At 74.8% G+C, this 22,762-nt stretch carries 1 protein-coding gene; it reads left to right on the top strand.

Annotated elements, in window-relative coordinates:
- Window positions 1–53: 53 nt before the first annotated feature.
- A complete protein-coding gene (locus D7M15_RS02600) occupies window positions 54–22,745 on the top strand; it encodes a non-ribosomal peptide synthase/polyketide synthase (RefSeq protein ID WP_121520114.1) in 22,692 nt (7,563 codons plus the stop codon).
- Window positions 22,746–22,762: the final 17 nt, after the last annotated feature.

Raw genomic sequence — 22,762 nt, 5'->3', positions numbered from 1 at the left:
GCTGAGCCGGTTACGCACCCGCGGGGAGAGTTGTGTCCGGTATCGATGAACGCGTGTCGGGTCTCGACGAGTTGACGGCCTTCTGGCGCCGGTGCCTCGCACCGTCGCCCCAGGAGACCGTGCTCCCCGCCGACCTCCCGTATCCGCTGCGGCCCACGGGCGCGCTCCGTACGGTCACCCGGGCCCTCGACCCCGCCGCCACCTGCGACGAGGTGACGCGCCTCGCCGCGTACGTCGCGCTGCTGCACCGCTACGGCGGCGCGGACGACGTCACCGTCGTGCACGACGGGCTGCCGGTACGGGTGCGTCTCGACGCTGGTACGGAGTTCGCCGCGCTCGTGCGGAGCACCGGGCGGGCGTACGCGGCGGCGGTCGCGCACCGCGCCGAACCGGCCCTGCTCGTACGGGAGTCGGGCGCCGAACCGACACGCGGCGGCGGGCTGCTGGCGAACACGGCGTTCACCGCGCGGGCGGACCGGGCACCGGACGCCGACGCCGACGCCGGGGCGGAGGCCGTCTCCGTCGACTGGCCGCACCCCCTGGACGTCGTCCTGCGCGCCACGCCCGACGCGGTGACGGTCACCGCCGCCGCCGACCTGTTCACCGAGGACACCGCCCACCGGATGGCCGGGCACTACGCCGCGCTCCTCACCGACGGCGTCGCCCGCCCGGACGCCCCCGTCGGTGAACTCGCCCTGCTGGACGCCGAGGAGCACCACCGCACCGTCACCGCCTGGAACGACACCGCGCACGACGTACCGGCGCTGACCTGGCCCGCGATGTTCGCCGAGCGGGTACGGGAGCGGCCCGGCGCCGTCGCGCTCGTGCACGACGACGTGCGCCTCACGTACGCCGAACTCGACGCCCGCGCCAACCGGTTGGCGCACGCCCTGATCGCCCGTGGCGCCGGTCCGGAGCGTGTCGTCGCACTGGCCGTGCCGCGCTCCGCGGACCTGATCGTCGCGGAGGTCGCCGTCCTCAAGTCCGGCGCCGCCTACTTGCCGCTGGACACCGACTACCCGCCGGACCGCGTCGCGTACATGCTGGCCGATGCCCGGCCCGTCTGCCTCGTCACCACCGCCGAGGCCGCCGCGGATGTCCCCACGCACGACGGCACGGACGTGCTGGTCCTCGACGGGCCCGACACCGTACGGGAGTTGGCGGACGGCCCGGCGCACGACCCGGGAGCCGCCGACCGTGGCGCGCTGACCACCGGCAACGCCGCGTACGTGATCTACACCTCCGGTTCCACCGGCCGCCCCAAGGGCGTCGTGCTGTCGCACGCGGGCGTCGCCAAGCTGGTCGCGACCCAGAGTGAACGGTTCGGCATCGGCCCGCACAGCCGGGTGCTCCAGTTCGCGTCGCCCAGCTTCGACGTGGCGTTCTGGGACCTCTGCCTCGGCCTGCTCTCCGGCGGCCGCCTCGTCGTCGTGCCGTCCGAGCGGCGGGTGCCGGGCGCGCCCCTCGCGGAGTACGCGCACGCGCACGGCATCACGTTCATGATCCTGCCGCCCGCGCTGCTCGCCGCCATGCCCGAGGACGTCGAACTCCCGCCCGCCACGCTGCTGGCGGGCACCGAGCGCGTCTCGCCGGAGCTGGTCGGCCGGTACGCGCGCGGGCGCATGATGTTCAACGCGTACGGCCCCACCGAGGCCACCACCAACTCCACGCTGGGCCTGTGCGACCCGGACACCCCGGCGGGCACCCTCGTGCCCATCGGCGTGCCCGACCCCGGCACCCGCGCGTACGTCCTGGACTCCCGGCTGCGGCCCGTACCGGCGGGCGTCCCCGGCGAGCTGTACCTCGGCGGCGCCGGGCTCGCCCGCGGCTACCTGGGGCAGCCCGCGCTGACCGCCGAACGGTTCGTCGCCGCCCCGGACGCGCTCGCCGCCGCGCCGGGGGAGCGGCTCTACCGCACCGGCGACCTGGTGCGCTGGAGGACCGACGGGCGACTGGAGTTCCTGGGGCGCGCCGACGCGCAGGTGAAGATCCGCGGCTTCCGCATCGAGCCCGGCGAGATCGAGTCCGTGCTGCGCGGCCACCCGGCCGTGGACCAGGCCGCAGTCGTCGTACGCGAGGACGCGCCGGGGGACCGGCGGCTGGCGGCGTACGTGGTGCCCGCGCTCGACGCGGGCGCGGGGGACGCGGCGAACCCGGCGGACGGCGGCGACGGTGGCGAGCGGCTCCAGGGGTGGAAGGACCTGCACGAACTGCTCTACGCCGCCGCCGGCACGGAGGGCTCCGCCCCCGCCGACGGGCAGCCGAACGACGGCGCCGCGACCGGCCTGCGGGAGAACTTCGCGGGCTGGAACAGCATGTACGACGGCCTGCCGCTGCCCGTCGCGGAGATGCGCGAGTGGCGGGACGCCACCGTCGCCCGCATCGGTGAACTCGCCCCCGGGCGCGTGCTGGAGATCGGCGTCGGCAGCGGCCTGATCCTGTCCCGCGTCGCCCCCCACTGCACCGCCTACTGGGGCACCGACCTGTCCGAGGAGGCCGTACGGGCCCTGCGCGCCCAGGTGCGTACGGTGCCGGAGCTGGCCGCGCGCGTGGAGCTGCGGGCGCAGCCCGCGCACGACACGACGGGCCTGCCGGAGGGCTGGTTCGACACGGTCGTCATCAACTCCGTCGCCCAGTACTTCCCCGGCGCCGACTACCTCACCGACGTGCTGCGCGCCGCCGGACGGCTCCTCGCGCCCGGCGGCCGGGTGTTCGTCGGCGACGTACGGAACGCGCGGCTGCTGCGCTGCCTCCGCGCCGCGGTGGAGACCTGCCGCGCCACCGGGCCCGACGACAAGCAGGCGCTGCGGGCCGCCGTGGACCGCTCCGTCGCCTGGGAGGGCGAACTCCTCCTGGACCCGGACTACTTCGCGGCCCTCGACGGATTCGACGCGGACGTCCGCGTCAAGCGCGGCACGCACCACAACGAGCTGACCCGCTACCGCTACGACGTGGTCCTGCGCAAGCGCGACGCCACCGGACCGTCCGAGGGCGAGGCCGCCCCGGCCGCCGAAGCCCCCGTGCCCGCCGACGCCTCCGCGCCGTACGCCGACGAGGTCGCCTGGACCGCGCTCGACGACGCCGAGGACGGCACGCGCCCCGGCGGCGCCCTCGACGCGCTGCTCGCGGGCCGCACCGCGCCGCTCCGCGTCACCGGGGTGCCCAACGCCCGCCTCGCGGAGGACCTTTCGGCGCTCGACGCCCTCGACGACAGCAGCCGTACGGGCCGCACCGCCGGACCCGCCGCCGCGCCCGACCCCGAGGAGCTGCACGCGCTCGGCGCCCGGCACGGCCTGACGACGGCCGTCACCTGGGACGGCGCCGCGGACGACGGCGCCCTCGACGTGGTGTTCGCACCCGAGGGCACCGCGTACGCCCCGCTCTACCGCCCGTCCGGCACCGCCGCGCACGCCAACCGGCCCGCGCCCTTCCGCGACGTCGGCGCCCTGCTGCGCACCCTGCGCGCGCACACCGCCGAGCGGCTGCCGGAGTACATGGTGCCCGCCGCGCTCGTCCCCCTGGACCGCCTCCCGGTCACCCCCAGCGGCAAGCTCGACTCCGCCGCGCTGCCCGTGCCCGACTACGGCGCCCTCAGCGAGGGCCGCGCCCCGCGCGACGCCCGCGAGGAGCTGCTGTGCGCGGCGTACGCGGACGTGCTGGGCGTACGGACCGTCACCGTCGACGACGACTTCTTCGCCCTCGGCGGCGACAGCATCAGCGCCATCCGGCTGCTCGTACGCCTCCGGGACGCGGGCCTGCGGCTCACCACGCGCGACGTGTTCCGGCACCGTACGGCCGCCGCCCTCGCGGAGGCCGCGGGACCCGGCGACGCGCCCGGCACCGGCGACGGCGCGGACGAACGCGCCGACGACGACGCGCCGCTCGTCGACCTCACCGACGCCGAACGCGCCGAACTCGCCGCCCCGCCCGGCGGACCCGCCCTCACCGTCGCGGAGGTGCTGCCGCTCAGCCCCCTCCAGGAGGGCTTCGCGTTCCACGCCGTGGTCGACGGCTCCGGCGACGACGCGTACGTCGTGCAGCAGGCGCTCGAACTCACCGGCCCGGTCGACGGCGAGGCGCTGCGGCGCGCCGCCGAGCGCGTGCTGGAGCGGCACGCGCCGCTGCGCGCCTGCTTCCGGCGGCTGTCCGACGGGCGCACCTTCCAGCTGGTGGCCGACGGTCTCCGGCTGCCGTGGCGCGAGGTGGACCTCGCCGCGCAGGACGCCGGTGCCCGGCCCCGCCTCGCGGACGCCGTCGCCGCCGACGAGCGCGCCCGCGGCTTCGACCTGGCCCGCCCGCCGCTGCTGCGCTACGCGCTCGTCCGGCTCGGTACGGACCGGGCGCGGCTGCTGCTGACGTTCCACCACATCGTCGCGGACGGCTGGTCCCTGCCGGTCCTCCACCGCGAGCTGCTGGCCTGCTACGCCGTCGAACGCGGCACCGCGGCCCGGCCCGCCGCCGTACCCGCGCTGCCCCCCGCGCCCGCGCCGTACCGCGGCTACCTGCGGCACCTGGCCGCCGCCGACCGCGACGCCGCCCGCGCGGCGTGGCGCGCGGCGCTCGCCGGTACGGAGGAGCCGACGCGGCTGGTCGGGGAGGCGCCCGGCACGCCGGACGACTCCGGCGACGCGCCGTTCGCGCCCGCGCAGGTACGCGTCGAGCTGTCCGAGCGCGTCACCGCGCGGCTCGCCGCCCGCGCCCGTGAACAGGGCGTCACGCTGGGGACCGTCGTCCAGGCCGCGTGGGGACTGCTGACCGGCGCCCTGACGGGCAGTCAGGACGTGGTGTTCGGTACGACCGTCTCCGGGCGAGACGCCGAGGTCGAGGGCGTCGAGTCGATGATCGGCCTGTTCATCAACACCCTTCCGACGCGCTTCCGTTGGCAGCCGGGCGACTCGCTGGGCACACTGCTGCGCCGCCTCCAGGACGAACAGGCACGCCTGTTGGACCACCAGCACCTCGGGCTCGCCGAGATCCAGCGCGTCTCCGGGCTCGCGGGCATGGGTGAACTCTTCGACACGCTCGTCGTGTTCGAGAACTACCCGGACGCGGCGGCTGGCGGGGACGGGGACGCGGACCGGGACGCCGACGCCGTACGGATCACCGGGCACGAGTTCCACGACGCCGTGCACTATCCGCTGGCCCTGATCGTCAAGCCGCAGCGCAGGCTCGACCTGCGCCTCAAGTACCACACGCGGCGCCTCGACGCGGAGCGCGTACGCCGCGTCGCGGACCGGCTGACGCGCGTCCTGCACGCGCTCGCCGCCGACACCACCGTGCCCGCCGCCGCCGTCGCGCTCCTCTCGCCCGACGAGCTGGACCGCGCCCACCCGACGGGCGAACGCCGCGAGGTGCCCGGCACGACCCTCGCCGCCGCCTGCGCCGCGCAGGCCGCCCGTACGCCCGACGCCACCGCCGCCGTGTACGCGGGCGAGGCGGTCACCTACCGCGAACTCGACGCCAGGGCCGACGAGTTGGCCGAACGGCTGCGGGCGCGCGGCGCCGGGCCCGGCGCGTTCGTCGGCGTGGCCGTGCCGCGCGGGCCGCACCTGATGGCGGCGCTGCTCGGCGTCCTGAAGTCCGGCGCCGCGTACCTGCCGTTGGACACCGACTACCCGGCCGACCGCCTCGCGCACATGCTCACCGACTCCGGCGCCCGTACGGTCGTCACCACCGTGGACGCCGCCGGGCTGCTGCCGGGCGTGGAGCCCGGGGCGCTGCTGTACGCGGACGAACCGGCGCGGGACGAGCCCGTACCGGCCGAGCCCGCGGCGGACCGGCCCGTACGGGACGCCGCCGTCGGCCCGGCCGCCGCGCACCCCGACGACCCCGCCTACCTCATCTACACCTCCGGCTCCACCGGCCGCCCCAAGGGCGTCGTCGTCAGCCACCGCGCCGTCCTCAACCGGCTGGCGTGGATGCAGGGCGAGTACGGGCTCGCGGCGGACGACCGGGTGCTCCAGAAGACGCCGTCCAGCTTCGACGTCAGCGTCTGGGAGTTCTTCTGGCCGCTCACCACCGGCGCCGCCGTCGTCCTCGCCCGCCCCGACGGGCACCGCGACCCCGCGTACCTCGCCGGGCTCGTCCGCGAACAGGCCGTCACCACCCTGCACTTCGTGCCGTCGATGCTGGAGGCGTTCCTCGGCACCGACGAGGTCACCGCCGACCCCGCGTGGGCGGCGCCGCTGCGTCGCGTGTTCACCAGCGGCGAGGCGCTGCCCGCCGCCGTCGCCGCCCGCTGGACGGAGCTGACGGGGGTGCCGCCGCACAACCTCTACGGGCCGACCGAGGCCGCCGTCGACGTCACCCACCACCCGTACGACGGCGCGCCCGGCACCACCGTGCCGCTGGGCCGCCCCGTCTGGAACACCGGCCTGCGCGTCCTCGACACCTGCCTGCGGCCCGTACCCGACGGCGTCCCCGGCGAGCTGTACCTCACCGGCGTCCAGCTGGCGCGCGGCTACCACGCCCGCCCGGCGCTCACCGCCGAACGGTTCGTGGCCGACCCGTACGGTGAACCCGGCACGCGCATGTACCGCACCGGCGACCTCGTCGCCCGCCGCGCCGACGGCACCCTGGAGTACCTGGGCCGCACCGACCGGCAGGTCAAGATCCGCGGCAACCGCATCGAACTCGGCGAGATCGAGGCCGCGTTGACCGCCCGCGCCGACGTCGCCCAGGCCGCCGTCACCGCCGTGGACGGCGCCCTCACGGCGTACGTCGTCCCCGCGCCCGTGACCCCGCCCGACGCCGGAACGGACGCCGTACCGGAGGCCGGACCGCGCGCGGCAACGGGCTCCGGGCCCGACGCCGCGACCCTCCGCGCCGCGCTCACCGAGGCGCTGCCCGCGCCGATGGTGCCCGCCGCGTACGTCGTCCTGGACCGCCTGCCGCTGACCCCCAGCGGCAAGCTCGACCGCGCCGCGCTGCCCGCCGCGCACGCCGAACGGGCCGCCGCGCGCGCCCCGCGCGACGCCCGCGAGGAGGCCCTGACCGGCATCTTCGCCGCCGTGCTCAAGCTGCCGGACGTCGGCGCGGACGACGACTTCTTCCTCCTCGGCGGCGACAGCATCAGCTCCATCGGCGTCTCCAGCCGCGCCCGCCGCGCGGGCCTCGACCTGAGCCCCCGCGACGTGTTCCGGCACCGCACCCCCGCCGCGCTGGCCGTCGCCGCGCGGGCCGCCGACAGCGGACCGGCGGCCGAACAGGCCGCGCCCCGAGCGGAGTTCGCCCTCACCGCCGAGGAGACCGCGCGCGTCCACGAGCTGAGCCCCGGCCCCGTCGAGGACATCTGGCCGCTCGCCCCGCTCCAGGAAGGGCTGTTCTTCCACTCGACGTACGACGACGGCGCGATCGACGTCTACACCGTGCACGAGTCGTTCGACTTCGCCGCGCCCCTCGACGCGGACCGGCTGCGCGCCGCCGCCCGCGTACTCCTCGACCGGCACCCCAGCCTGCGCGCCGGGTTCACCAGCGCCGGGCTGCGGCAGCCCGTGCAGTTCATCGTCCGCGACCCGGAGGTGCCCCTGGAGGAGGTCGACCTGTCCGGGCTGCCCACCGCCGAACAGGACGCCCGCCTGGCCGAGTTGACGGAGGCCGAACGCTCCCGCCGCTTCGACCTCACCCGCCCGCTGCTGTTCCGCGTGCTGCTCGTACGCCTCGGCGCCGCGCGCGGCGACCGGCTCGTCGTCGGCCGCCACCTGCTGCTCTGGGACGGCTGGTCCGCCTGGCTCTTCCTCGACCAGCTGTTCGCGCTGTACGCGTCCGACGGCGACCCCGCCGGGCTGCCCGCCCCCGGCTCGTATCGCGACTACCTCGGCTGGCTCGACACCCAGGACACCGCCGAGGCCACCCGCGTGTGGCGCGGCGCCCTCGACGGCCTCGCCGAGCCCACCCTGCTGGCCGCCGCCGACCAGGGCCTGGAACCCGACATCCCCACGCACCTGGACGTCACGCTCCCCGGCGACGTCGGCGAGCGGCTGCGGGACACCGCGCGCGGCCACGGCCTGACCCTCAACACCGTGCTGACCGCCGCCTGGGGCCTCGCGCTGGCCACCGCCACCGGCCGTACCGACGTCGTCTTCGGCACGACCGTCGCGGGCCGCCCCAGCGAGGTCCCGGACATAGAGCACGTCATCGGCATGTTCCTCAACACCGTCCCGGCGCGCGTCGCGTACGACCCGGCCGAGCCCGTGCTCGACCTGCTGCGGCGCGTCCAGGACGAACGGCTGGAGGTCATGCCGTACGAGTACCTGGGCCTCGGCGTCCTCCAGGCCGAGACCGGCCACCGGCGGCTGTTCGACACCCTCTTCGTGCTGCGCAACAGCGACACCGACGAACGCCTCGGGGAGCTGAGCGACCGCTACGGCGCCACCGCCGTCGCCAACGTCGACGCCACCCACTACCCCGTCAACCTCGTCGTCACCCCGGGCCGCAGCGTCCGCGTCACCCTCGCCCACCGGCCGGACGTCGTGGACGGCGACCGGGCCCGCGCCCTCCTCGACCGCTTCACGCTGCTCGTGGACCGGCTCACCCGCGACCTCGCCGCCCCCGTCGGCCGCCTCGACCCGCTGCTGCCCGCCGAACGCGCCGAGCTGGCGGGCGCCGCCGCCGACAGCCGCGTACCCGAACCGACGGAGACCGTCGCGGACCTGCTGGCCGCGCAGGCCGTACGCACCCCCGGCACCACCGCGCTCGTCTGCGGCGGGGACACCTGGACGTACGCGCAGCTCGACGCCCGTATCAACCGCCTCGCGCGGCTGCTGCTGGCCCGTGGCGCGGGCCCCGAGCGGACCGTCGCGCTCGCCCTGCCGCGCTCCCTCGACACGGTCGCCGCGCTGTTCGCCGTGCTCCGCACCGGCGCCGCGTACCTGCCGCTGGAGCTGGACCACCCCGACGACCGCCTCGCCGCCACCCTCGGTGACGCCCGCCCCCGGCTGCTGCTGACCACCGACGCCGTCGCCGCGCGCCTCGCGGACGCCGCGCCGGACACCCCGCGCGTACGCCTCGACGCCCCGGAGACCGCCGCCGCCCTCGACGCGCTGCCCGCCGGGCCCGTCACCGAGGCGGAACGCCCGCGCTTCAGCTTGGAGCACCCGGCGTACGTCATCTACACCTCCGGCTCCACCGGCCGCCCCAAGGGCGTCGTCACGCCCTACCGCGGCCTGACCAACATGCAGCTCAACCACCAGCGGGAGATCTTCGAACCCGCGATCGCCGCCGCGGGCGGACGACGGCTGCGCGTCGCGCACACCGTGTCGTTCGCGTTCGACATGTCGTGGGAGGAGCTGCTCTGGCTCGTCGAGGGCCACGAGGTGCACGTCTGCGACGAGGAGCTGCGCCGCGACGCGGACGCCCTCGTCGCGTACTGCGAGGCGCACCGCGTGGACGTCGTCAACGTCACGCCCACGTACGCCCACGTGCTCATCGAGCAGGGCCTGCTGGAGGGCCACCGGCCGCCGCTGGTGCTGCTCGGCGGCGAGGCCGTGTCCGAGACGGTGTGGCAGCGGCTGCGGGACGCGGACGGCACGCTCGGCTACAACCTGTACGGGCCGACCGAGTACACCATCAACACCCTCGGCGGCGGCACCCTCGACAGCGCCACCCCCACCGTCGGCCGCCCCATCCGCGGCACCCGCGCGCACCTCCTCGACGCCTGGCTGCGGCCCGTGCCCGACGGGGTGCCCGGCGAGCTGTACATCGCCGGGATCGGCCTCGCCCGCGGCTACCTGGACCGCCCCGGGCTGACCGCCGAACGCTTCGTCGCGGACCCGTACGGCGAGCCCGGCGAGCGCATGTACCGCACCGGGGACCTCGTACGCCGCCGCGCCGACGGCAACCTCGACTTCCTCGGCCGCACCGACGACCAGGTCAAGGTGCGCGGCCACCGCGTCGAACTCGGCGAGATCGAGACCGCCCTCACCGCGCACGAACGCGTCGCGCAGGCCGCCGTCATCGCCCGCGACGACCCGGCCACTCCCGGCACGCAGCGCCTCGTCGGCTACGTCGTACCCGCCGAACACACCGGCGCGGAACGCGAGTCGGCCGAGACCGCGCACGTCGGTGAGTGGCAGGAGGTGTACTCCGACGAGTACGAGCGGATCAGCACCGCCGTCTTCACCGAGGACTACGCGGGCTGGGACAGCAGCTACGACGGGCAGCCCATCCCGTTCGCGGAGATGAGCGACTGGCGCGAGCGGACCGTCGCCCGCATCACCGAGCTGCGCCCGCGCCGCGTGCTGGAGATCGGCGTCGGCTCCGGCCTGCTGCTGTCCCGCCTCGCGCCGCGGGTGGAGGCGTACTGGGCGACGGACTTCGCCGCGCCCGTCATCCGCAAGATCGGCGACGACCTGCGCCGCGACCCCGCGCTCGCCGCGAAGGTCGAGCTGCGCTGCCGCGCCGCCCACGAGACGGACGGGCTGCCCGAGGACTTCTTCGACACGGTCGTCATCAACTCCGTCATCCAGTACTTCCCCAGCGCCGACTACCTCACCGAGGTCGTCACCGGCGCCATGCGGCTGCTGCGGCCGGGCGGCGCGCTGTTCGTCGGGGACGTCCGCAACCCGCGCCTGGCGCCCGCCTTCCACGCGGCGATCCAGCTGGCCCGCGCCGGGGACGGCGCCGACGCGGACGCCGTACGCGCGGCGGCCGAACGGGGGCTGCGGCTGGAGAAGGAACTCCTCGTCGACCCCGACTACTTCACCGCCCTCGCGGACGCCCACGGGTACGGCGTCGACCTGCGCACCAAGCGCGGGCAGCACCACAACGAGCTGACCCGGCACCGCTACGACGCCGTGCTGCTGCGCGCGGGGGACGACGGCGAGCCGGACGGTGAGGGCTTCACCACGGCCGCCGCGCGCGACCTGTCCGGCGTACGGGCCGAGCCGTGGGCCGGTACGGACGCCCTCGCCGCCCTCCTCGGCGCCGAACGACCCGACGCGCTGCGCGTCGACGGCGTCCCCGACGCCCGTACGACCGGCGAACTCGCCGCGCTCCACGCCCTGTCCACGGGCCACCTGCCCGCACCCGGCGACGCCTTCGACGGCCGTGACGGCGGTGACGGGGTCGACCCGGAGGACCTGCACGCGCTCGCCGCCGCGCACGGCTACCGCGCCCTCACCACGTACGCGCCCGAAACCGGCCGCTACGACGCCGTGTTCACCCGTGGCACCGAGCCCGTCGGACGTACGGCGGGGCTCTACCGGCCCGGCGGCGGCACCGCCCCGTACGCCAACACGCCCACCGCCGCGCGCGCGGCCGACGCCCTCGTCCGCGACGTCCGCGACGATCTGCGGCAGCGGCTGCCCGACTACATGGTGCCCACCGCGTTCGTCACCCTCGACGCGCTGCCCATGAACGCCAACGGCAAACTGGACGTCCGGGCCCTGCCCGACGCGGTGCCCGCCGTCGCCACCGGCAGCACCGGACGCGGGCCGCGCACCCCGGAGGAGGAGGTGCTCTGCCGCCTCTTCGCGGAGGTGCTCGGACTGCCCGAAGTCGGCGCCGAGGGCGGCTTCTTCGACCTCGGCGGCCACTCCCTGCTCGCCACCCGGCTCATCAGCCGGGCCCGTACGGAACTGGGCGCCGAGCTGGCCATCCGCGACCTGTTCGAGGCGCCCACGCCCGAACTCCTCGCCGCGCGCGCCGACTCGGGCCGCCCCGCCCGACCCGCCGTGACCGCCGCCGCCGAACGGCCCCCGCGCGTACCGCTGTCGGCGGCACAGCGCCGTCTGCGGCTCGTCGAACGGATCACCGGCAGCGGCGTCGCGTACAACTTCCCGCTGGTCGTACGGCTGCGCGGCCCGCTCGACACGGACGCGCTGCGCGCCGCCGTACGGGACGTGGCCGGGCGGCACGAGGTGCTGCGCACCCTGCTGCCGGACGCCGACGGGCAGCCGTACCAGCGGATCGTCCCGGCCGAGGAGGCGGAACCGGAGTTCACGGTCACGGAGGTCGCCGGTCCCGGGGACGAGTCGGACGAGGGCGGCACGGACGCCGCGCTGCGCCGCCTGGTCGCCGGGGCGCAGCGCCGCCCGTTCGACCTGACGCGTGAACTCCCGCTGCGCTGCGAGGTGTTCCGTGTCGACGCGGACGACCACGTCGTGGCGCTCGTCCTGCACCACGTCGCCACCGACGAGTGGTCCGACCGCCCGTTCCTCACGGACCTCGGCACCGCCTACCGCGCCCGGTGCGCGGGCGAGGCGCCGCGGTGGGCGCCGCTGCCCGTGCAGTACGCCGACTACACCCTGTGGCAGGACACCCTGCTGGCGCAGGTCGGTGACGAGCAACTCGCCTACTGGACCCACGCGTTGCGCGACCTCCCCGAGGAACTGCCGCTGCCCGTCGACCGGACCCGCCCGCGCGAGGCCGACGCCACCGGCCGCAGCGCGAAGGTCCGCGTGGAGCTGCCCGACGGCACCGGGCAGGCGCTCCGCGACCTGGCGACGGCCACCGGCACCAGCATGTTCATGGTCTTCCAGGCGGCGACGGCGACTTTGCTGCACCGGCTCGGCGCGGGCGACGACATCCCGCTCGGCGCGCCCATCGCGGGCCGCACGGACGACGCGCTCGGCGACCTGGTCGGGTTCTTCGTGAACACGTTGGTGCTGCGCACCGACGTGTCCGGCGACCCGACGTTCCGTGAACTCCTCGCGCGCGTACGGGAATCGGCCCTGGAGGCGTTCGCCCACCAGGACCTGCCGTTCGACCAGGTCGTCGAGGCCGTCAACCCCGTACGGCGCGCGGGCCGCAACCCGCTGTTCCAGGTCATGATCGGCTACCACTACCGGCCCGACGGCGACCCCGACGTGATCGACCTGCCGACCGAGTGGTTCGACATGGACACCGGCATGGCCAAGTTCGACCTCCACTTCACCTTCGTCGACGAACCGGGCCACGACCGACTGGTGCTCCTCCTGGAGTACGCCACCGACCTGTGCGACGACACCACGGCGGAGCGACTGGTGTCGCGTCTCGTCGGGTTGTTGGGGCAGGTGGTGGTGGCGCCGGATGGTGTGGTGCGGGATCTGGTGGTGTTGGGGGACGCGGAGCGTTCTGTGGTGGTGGGGGAGTGGAACGCGACGGGGCGTGAGGTGCCTGCGACGACGTTGCCGGAGTTGTTCCGTGCGCAGGTGTCGCGTACGCCGGATGCGGTGGCGGTGGTCTTTGAGGATCAGGCGTTGTCGTATGCGGAGTTGGATGCGTGGGTGGAGCGTTCGGCGCGGGTGTTGGCTGGGGCTGGTGTGGGTGCGGGGTGCGTGGTGGGGGTGGTGTTGCCGCGTTCGGTGGAGTTGGTGGTGGCGTTGCTCGCGGTGCATCGTGCGGGGGCCGCGTATCTGCCGGTTGATCCGGGGTATCCGGTGGAGCGTCGTGCGTGGATGTTGCGTGACGCGGGTGTGGTGTGTGTGGTCGAGGGTGGGCTTCCGGAGGGGCCTGAGGGTGAACTCCCTGGCTCGTACGACGTGTTGGGTGCGGCGTATGTGATCTACACGTCGGGTTCGACGGGGACGCCGAAGGGTGTGGTGGTGCCGCATCGGGGGATCGTGAACCGGTTGTTGTGGATGCAGGACACGTATCAACTCGCCGCGTCGGATCGGGTGTTGCAGAAGACGCCTGCCAGCTTCGACGTCAGCGTGTGGGAGTTCTTCTGGCCCCTGATCACCGGCGCGGGACTCGTACTCGCCCGGCCCGAAGGCCACAAGGACCCGGCCTATCTGGCCGCACTCATCCGCGAACAGGCCGTCACCACGGTGCACTTCGTGCCCTCCATGCTCCAGCTCTTCCTGGAGGAGCCCACCGCCGCCCACTGCTCCAGCCTGCGGCGTGTGGTGTGCAGTGGTGAGGCGTTGCCGGTGGCGGTGGCCGGGCGGGTGCATGAGGTGTTGCCGGGTGTGGGGTTGCACAACTTGTACGGGCCGACGGAGGCGTCGGTGGATGTGACCGCTGTCGAGGTGGCGGCGGGTGTGGAGCGGGTGTCGATCGGTCGTCCGGTGTGGAACACGCGCACGTATGTGTTGGACGCTGGCTTGTGTCCGGTGCCGGTGGGTGTGGTGGGTGAACTGTATGTGGCGGGTGTGCAGTTGGCCCGTGGGTACCTGTCGCGGCCGGGGTTGACGGCGGAGCGGTTCACGGCTGATCCGTTCGGGGCGCCGGGTGAGCGGATGTATCGCACGGGTGACCTGGCGCGGTGGAACGCGGATGGCACGTTGGAGTACCTGGGCCGTACGGATGATCAGGTGAAGGTGCGCGGTTTCCGTGTGGAGCCGGGTGAGATCGAGACCGTTCTGACCGCGCACGGTTCCGTGGCCCACGCGTCCGTGGTGGCTCGTGAGGGTCGGTTGGTGGCGTATGTGGTCCCGGCGCCCGAACAGGCCCCGGACAGTGCGGTGTTGCGTGGGCATGTGGGTGGGGTGTTGCCGGAGCACATGGTCCCGGCCGCCGTGGTCGTCCTCGACGCGTTGCCGTTGACGGCCAACGGCAAGCTGGACCGTAAGGCCCTCCCCGCCCCCGACTTCGCCGCCGAGACCGGCGACACCGCCCCCCGCACACCCCACGACCCGCGTACGGAGATCCTCTGCGGACTCCTCGCGAACGTCCTCGGCCTCGAACGCGTCGGCGCCGACGACGACTTCTTCGCCCTCGGCGGCCACTCGCTGCTCGCGATGCGCCTCGCCAGCCGCGTCCGTACTGCGTTCGGCGCCGAGCTGACCGTACGGGACGTCTTCGAAGCTCCCACGGCCGCGCGCCTCGCCGTACGCCTCGCCGCGCGCGCGGCCGACGCGCAACGGTCCGCCGACGGCGGAGCCCTGCCCGTACTGGCCGCGGGCGAACGCCCCGACACGCTCCCGCTGTCGTTCGCCCAGCAGCGCCTGTGGCTGCTCGACCGCATCGACGGCCCCGACGGCACGTACAACATCCCCGCCGCCTGGCGCCTCACCGGCGACCTGGACCGCGACGCGCTGGCCGCCGCCCTGCGCGACCTCGTCACACGGCACGAGAGCCTGCGCACGGTCTTCCCCGAACGCGACGGCCGCGCCCACCAGGTCGTACGGGACCCGGCGGAGATCGGTGACCTCGTACGGTACGAACGGGTCACCGCCGAGCAGCTGCCCGCACGGCTGGCGGAGGCCACCGGTGCCGGGTTCGCGCTCGACACCGAAGTGCCCCTGCGCGCCCACCTGTTCACGCTGGCGGCGGACGAGCACGTGCTGCTGCTCGTCGTCCACCACATCGCCACCGACGAGTGGTCCGAGGGGCCGCTGTGGCGGGACCTGTCCACGGCTTACCGCGCGCGCCGCGCGGGCGAGGCGCCGGAGTGGGCGCCGCTGCCCGTGCAGTACGCGGACTACGCGCGCTGGCAGCACCAGCTGCTCGGCGGCGCCGCCCCTGCCGGTGCCGGGGAAGGTACCGGAGGGGACGGCGCGGACGACGACGGACCGCAGGCACGTCAACTCGCTTACTGGCAGCGGACACTCGCCGGGCTGCCGGAGGAGCTGGCGCTTCCCACCGACCGGTCGCGCCCGCAGGAGAGCACCCGCCGGGGCGGCGCCGTCGGGTTCACCCTCGACGCCGAGCTGACGCGCGGCCTGCGCGCGCTGGCCCACGAGCACGGCGTCAGCATGTTCATGGTCTTCCAGGCGGCGACGGCGACTTTGCTGCACCGGCTGGGCGCGGGCGACGACATCCCGCTCGGCGCGCCCATCTCCGGCCGCTCCGACGAGCAACTGGAGGACCTGGTCGGGTTCTTCGTGAACACGTTGGTGCTGCGCACCGACGTGTCCGGCGACCCGACGTTCGCGGAGCTGCTGACACGCGTACGCGACACCGACCTCGCCGCGTACGAGCACCAGGACCTGCCGTTCGAGCGGCTGGTGGAAGCGGCCAACCCGACACGTTCGCTGGCCCGCCACCCCCTCTTCCAGGTCATGGTCGTCCACCTCGACTCCCCGGGCGCCGCACCGGAGTTCCCCGGTCTGCACGCCGCGCGCGAACCGCTCGGCCAGCAGAACGCCAAGTTCGACCTGAGCTTCGACTTCGTCGAACAGGGCGAGGGCGAGGGCATCGAGAGCTGGATCGAGTACAGCGCCGACCTCTTCGACCACGAGACCGTCGAACGCCTCGCAGCCCGTCTGGTCGGGTTGTTGGGGCAGGTGGTGGTGGCGCCGGATGGTGTGGTGCGGGATCTGGTGGTGTTGGGGGACGCGGAGCGTTCTGTGGTGGTGGGGGAGTGGAACGCGACGGGGCGTGAGGTGCCTGCGACGACGTTGCCGGAGTTGTTCCGTGCGCAGGTGTCGCGTACGCCGGATGCGGTGGCGGTGGTCTTTGAGGATCAGGCGTTGTCGTATGCGGAGTTGGATGCGTGGGTGGAGCGTTCGGCGCGGGTGTTGGCTGGGGCTGGTGTGGGTGCGGGGTGCGTGGTGGGGGTGGTGTTGCCGCGTTCGGTGGAGTTGGTGGTGGCGTTGCTCGCGGTGCATCGTGCGGGGGCCGCGTATCTGCCGGTTGATCCGGGGTATCCGGTGGAGCGTCGTGCGTGGATGTTGCGTGACGCGGGTGTGGTGTGTGTGGTCGAGGGTGGGCTTCCGGAGGGGCCTGAGGGTGAGTTGCCTGCTGCGTATGACGTGTTGGGTGCGGCGTATGTGATCTACACGTCGGGTTCGACGGGTACGCCGAAGGGTGTGGTGGTGCCGCATGGCGGGATCGTGAACCGGTTGTTGTGGATGCAGGACACGTATCAACTCGCCGCGTCGGATCGGGTGTTGCAGAAGACGCCTGCCAGCTTCGACGTCAGCGTGTGGGAGTTCTTCTGGCCCCTGATCACCGGCGCCTCGCTGGTCCTGGCGAAGCCGGAGGGTCACAAGGACGCCGCGTACCTCGCCCGACTCATCCGCGAACAGGGCGTCACCACCGCCCACTTCGTACCGTCCATGCTGCGCGCCTTCCTCGACGAACCGACCACGGGTGAGTGCGTCGGTCTGCGGCGTGTGGTGTGCAGTGGTGAGGCGTTGCCGGTGGCGGTGGCCGGGCGGGTGCATGAGGTGTTGCCGGGTGTGGGGTTGCACAACTTGTACGGGCCGACGGAGGTGTCGGTGGATGTGACCGCTGTCGAGGTGGCGGCGGGTGTGGAGCGGGTGTCGATCGGTCGTCCGGTGTGGAACACGCGCACGTATGTGTTGGACGCTGGCTTGTGTCCGGTGCCGGTGGGTGTGGCGGGTGAACTGTATGTGGCGGGTGTGCAGTTGGCCCGTGGGTACCTGTCGCGGCCGGGGTTGACGGCGGAGCGGTTCACGGCTGATCCGTTCGGGGCGCCGGGTGAGCGGATGTATCGCACGGGTGACCTGGCGCGGTGGAACGCGGATGGCACGTTGGAGTATCTGGGTCGTACGGACGATCAGGTGAAGGTGCGTGGTTTCCGTGTGGAGCCGGGTGAGATCGAGACCGTTCTGACCGCGCACGACTCCGTGGCCCACGCGTCGGTGATCGCCCGTGACGGTCGGTTGGTGGCGTATGTGGTCCCGGCGCCCGAACAGGCCCCGGACTCCGGGGCGTTGCGTGCGCATGTGGGTGGGGTGCTGCCGGAGCACATGGTCCCGGCCGCCGTGGTGGTCCTGGACGCGTTGCCGTTGACGGCCAACGGCAAGCTGGACCGTAAGGCCCTCCCCGCCCCGGACTTCGCCGCCGAGACCGGCGACACCGCCCCCCGCACACCCCACGAGCAGCTGTTCTGCGACCTGTTCGCGGACGTCCTCGGCCTCGAACGCGTCGGCGCCGACGACGACTTCTTCGCCCTCGGCGGGGACAGCATCGTCGCCATGCAGCTCGTCGCGCGCGCCCGCGCCGCCGGGCTGGCGGTCACGCCGCGCGACGTGTTCCGGCACAAGGGCCCGGCCGGGCTCGCCGCCGTCGCGGGTGTCCTGGACGGGGACGGACCGTCCCACGCGCCCGGTACGGAAGCCCTGTTCACGCCCACGGACGACGAACGCGCCGAACTGGCCGCCCTCGGCGCCACCGAGGTGCTGCCCCTGTCGCCGCTCCAGTCGGGGCTGCTGTTCCACGCCTCGTTCGACTCGGGCGCCGACAGCCCGGACGTCTACACCGTGCAGGTGGCGTACGACCTCGAAGGCCCCGTGGACGCCGCCCGGCTGCGCCGCGCCGGGCAGGCCCTGCTGGACCGGCACGCCAACCTGCGGGCCGCCTTCCGGTACCTGTCGTCCGGCCGTCCCGTCGCCCTCGTCCCGCGCACGGCCGCGCTGCCGTGGCGCGAGCTGGACCTGACGGACCCGGTGGACGGTGCGGACTCCGAGGCGTACGGCCCCGACGGCACGGAGGCCGCCCCCGACGCCGTACGCGAACGCCGCTGGCTCCGCTGCCTGGAGCAGGAGCGCCGCCGGTTCGACCCGGCCGCCCCGCCGCTGCTGCGGCTGGCGCTGGTGCGGTTCGGGCCGGAGCGGCACCGGCTGGTGCTGTCGCACCAGCACCTGCTGCTGGACGGCTGGTCCGTGCCCCGGCTGATGGGCGAGCTGTCCGCGCTGTACGCGGGCGAGACGCCGCCCGCCGCGCCGCCCTTCCGCGACTACCTCGCCTGGCTCGCCCGCCAGGACCGGGAGGCGTCCGCCGCCGCCTGGGCGGAGGCGCTGGACGGGCTGGAGGAGCCCGTCCACCTCGTGCCCGCCGACCCCAACCGGGCCCCGGCGGTGCCCGCCACGCTCACCACCCGGCTGACGCCGGAGCTGACCGACGCCCTCACCGGCCTCGCCCGGTCCCGTGGGCTGACCGTCAACTCCCTCGTCCAGGCGGCGTGGAGCGTCGTCCTGTCCCGGCTCACCGGCCGCCACGACGTGGTGTTCGGCGCGACGGTCTCCGGCCGCCCGCCGGAGCTGGCCGGTGTGGAGTCGATGATCGGCCTGTTCATCAACACCGTGCCCGTACGGGTCCGGATCGACGAACGGGAGCCGCTCGCCGCCTTCCTGGACCGCCTCCAGGACGAGCAGTCGCGGCTGCTGGCGCACCAGCACCTCGGGCTGGCGGACATCCAGCGCCGGGCCGGGCTCGGTGAACTCTTCGACACGCTCGTGGTGTTCGAGTCGTACCCCGACGTGCCCCTGACCCCGGACGTGCCCGGCGCGTCGGACGGCGCCCGGTCCGACGCGCGGCTGCGCGCCGCCGTACGGGAGCATTTGGACTCCACGCACTACCCGTTCACGTGGGCCGTCGAGCCGGAGGAACGGCTGCGGCTGACCGCCGAGTACCGCACGGACCTGTTCGACCGGGTCGACGCCGAGCGGATCACCGCCGCGATGGTGCGCGTCTTCGAGGCGATGGCCGCCGACACGGCGCAGCCGGTGGGGCGCGTCGACACCCTCACGCAGCGGGACCGGCACGCCGCCCTGCACGGCTGGAACGACACCGCGCTGCCCGTCGCACCCGGCGCGCCCGCGACCGTACCGGCCCTGTTCGAGGCGCGGGCGGCGGAGAGCCCGGACGCGGTGGCGGTGGTGGCGGGCGACGTGACCTGGACGTTCGCGGAGCTGAACGCGCGCGCCAACCGCCTCGCCCGGCTGCTGGCCGAGCGCGGCGCGGGCCCGGAACGCCTCGTCGCGCTGGCGCTGCCGCGCACGGCGGACTTCCTGACGGCGATGCTCGCCGTCCTCAAGGCGGGCGCCGCGTACCTGCCCGTGGACGCCGACCTGCCCGCCGAGCGCGTACGCGCCATGCTGGACGACGCCCGCCCCGTGCTGGCCGTCACCACGCGGGCGCTCGCGGACGCGCTCCCGGCCGAGGACGGACCGTACGGTGTGCCGCGCCTGCTGCTGGACGGACCCGGCACCGCCGACCAGCTCGCCGCCCGGTCCGGCGACGACCTGGCCACGGGCCCCGACCCGAGGCACCCGGCGTACGTCATCTACACGTCCGGCTCCACCGGCCGCCCCAAGGGCGTCCTCGTCGCCCACGCGAGCGTCGTCAACCTCTTCCACAGCCACCGGCGCGACCTGCACGACCCGGCGAAGGCCCGCACGGGCCGCCGCCACCTGCGGGTCGGGCACGCCTGGTCGTTCTCGTTCGACGCGTCCTGGCAGCCGCAGCTGTGGCTGCTCGACGGGCACGCGCTGCACGTCCTGGACGACGACACCCGCCGCGACCCGGAGCTGGCGGCGGCGGCGATCCGTACGCGCGAGCTGGACTTCATCGAGGTCACGCCGTCGTTCCTGGCGCGCATGGCGGACACCGGGCTGCTCGCGGACGGCGACTGCCCGCTGGCGGCCGTCGGCGTCGGTGGCGAGGCCGTACCGGACTCGCTGTGGGCCGAGCTGTCCCGACTGCGGTCCACCGACGCGTACAACCTCTACGGCCCCACCGAGGCCACCGTCGACGCCCTCGCCGCCCGCGTCGCCGACAGCGCCCGGCCGCTGGTCGGCCGCCCCGTGGGCAACGCCCGCGCGTACGTGCTGGACGCGGCGCTGCGGCCCGTACCGCCGGGCGTCACCGGCGAGTTGTACCTCGCCGGTGACGGTCTGGCGCGCGGCTACCTGGAGCGGCCCGCGCTGACCGCCGAACGGTTCACGGCCGACCCGTACGGGCCGCCCGGCACCCGCATGTACCGTACGGGCGACCTGGCGCGCTGGACCCGGGACGGGCGGATCGACCTGCGCGGGCGCACCGACGACCAGGTGAAGATCCGCGGTTTCCGCGTCGAACTGGCCGAGATCGAGGCCGCGTTGGACAGCCACCCGGCGGTCGGCCAGGTGGTGGTCGTGGCCCGCGAGGACCGGCCGCGCGTACGGCAGCTCGCGGCGTACGTCGTCCCGGCGGAGGACGCCGAGGGAGCCCAGGTCTCCGAGGGTTCCGGCGCCGACCCGGCCGCGCTCCGCGCCCACGCCGCGTCCCTGCTGCCCGACTACATGGTCCCGGCGGCCGTCGTCGTCCTGGACGGGCTGCCGCTGCTCTCCAACGGCAAGCTCGACCGGAAGGCGCTGCCCGCGCCGGAGTTCACCCTCGCGGGCGGACGCGCCCCGGCCGACGGCGTGGAACGCGCCCTGGCCGACCTCTTCGCGGAGGCGCTGGGCCTGCCCGCGACCGGCGCCGACGACGACTTCTTCGCCCTCGGCGGGGACAGCATCGTCGCCATGCAGCTGGTCAGCCGGGCCCGCGCGGCGGGCCTGCGGGTGACACCGCGCCAGGTGTTCCAGCGGCGTACGGTCGCCGCGCTGGCCGAGGTCGCCACCGAGGTGGACCCGGCCGCGGCGGCACCGGCGCACGACGACGGCACGGGCACGGTCCCGCTGACGCCGATCATGCACGCGCTGCGCGAGCAGGGCGGCCCGATCGCCGGATACCACCAGGCGGCGTTCGTGCAGACGCCCGCCGAGGTGGACGAGGCCGCGCTGCGGACCGTGCTGCGCGCCGTCACCGACCGGCACGACCTGCTCCGCGCCCGCCTCGACCGGTCCGCTTCGGCCGCCGACGGCGCCGCGGCCGGCCGTGACGGGCGAGCGGGTTGGGCGCTGCACGTGCCCGCCGTGGGTACGCTCGACCCGGCGGCGTGGCTCGTACGGGTCGACGCGGCCGACGCCGACGAGGCCGCCCTGTGGGAGACCGTCGCCGCGCACGCCCGCGAGGCGCAACGCGGCCTCGACCCGGACGCGGGCGCCATGATCCGCGGCGTCTGGTTCGACCGGGGACGCGACCGGCCCGGGCGGCTGCTGCTGCTGATCCACCACCTCGTGGTGGACGGCGTGTCCTGGCGGGTGCTGCTGCCCGACCTGGCCGCCGCCTGGCGCGACGTGTCCGGGGGCCGGGAACCGTCCCTCGCCCCCGTCGGCCTGTCGTTCCGGCGCTGGTCCACGACGCTCGCGGAACGCGCCCTCGACCCGGCCCGCGAGGACGAACTCCCGCTGTGGACACGGATGTTGGCCGACGCCGACCCGCTGCCCCTGACCCGCCCCCTCGACCCGTCCGTCGACGTCACCGCCGCCTCCCGGCACGTGTCGCTGACGCTCCCGGCCGACCGTACGGCGCCACTGCTCAGCCGGGTGCCGAGCGCGTACGGGGCGACCGTCAACGACGTGCTGCTCACCGCCCTCGCGCTGGCCGTCGCCGACTGGCGCCGACGGCGTACGGAGGCGGGCCCGGCGGACGGCGCGGACGCGCCCGACGGCCCGGCCACGGGCGGCCGTTCGGTGCTCGTGGACCTCGAAGGCCACGGCCGCGAGGCGGAGTTGGCGGGTGACGCGGACCTGTCGCGTACGGTCGGCTGGTTCACCAGCGTCGTCCCCGTACGGCTCGACCCCGGGCCGCTGGACCTGGCCGACGCGTTCGCGGGCGGACCCGCCCTGGACACGGCCCTGGAACGCGTACGGGAACGGCTCTCCGCCCTGCCCGACGCCGGTGTCGGGCACGGCCTGCTGCGCCACCTCAACCCGGAGGCGGGCGCGCGACTGGCCCGACTGGGCACGCCGCAGATCGAGTTCAACTACATGGGCCGGTTCGGCGTCCCGGAGGCCACCGACTGGTCGTACGCCCCCGAGGCGGACGCCGCGGACCTCGAAGCCGACCCGGACATGCCGCTGTCCCACGCCCTGACCGTCAACTCCCTGACCGAGGACCGCCCCGGCGGCCCCGAACTGTCCGCCCACTGGACCTTCGCGCCCGGCGTACTGCCGGAGGAGGCCGTACGGGACCTGGCCGAGACCTGGTTCCGCGCGCTCGGCGCGCTGGTCGACCGCGCCGGAGCCCTGCGCGGCACCGGCTGACCCCCTGACCCACCCGA

It is taken from the genome of Streptomyces sp. Z26, assembly GCF_003665095.1.
Lineage (GTDB): Bacteria > Actinomycetota > Actinomycetes > Streptomycetales > Streptomycetaceae > Streptomyces > Streptomyces phytohabitans.
This window is presented reverse-complemented; position numbering and strand designations above follow the sequence as displayed.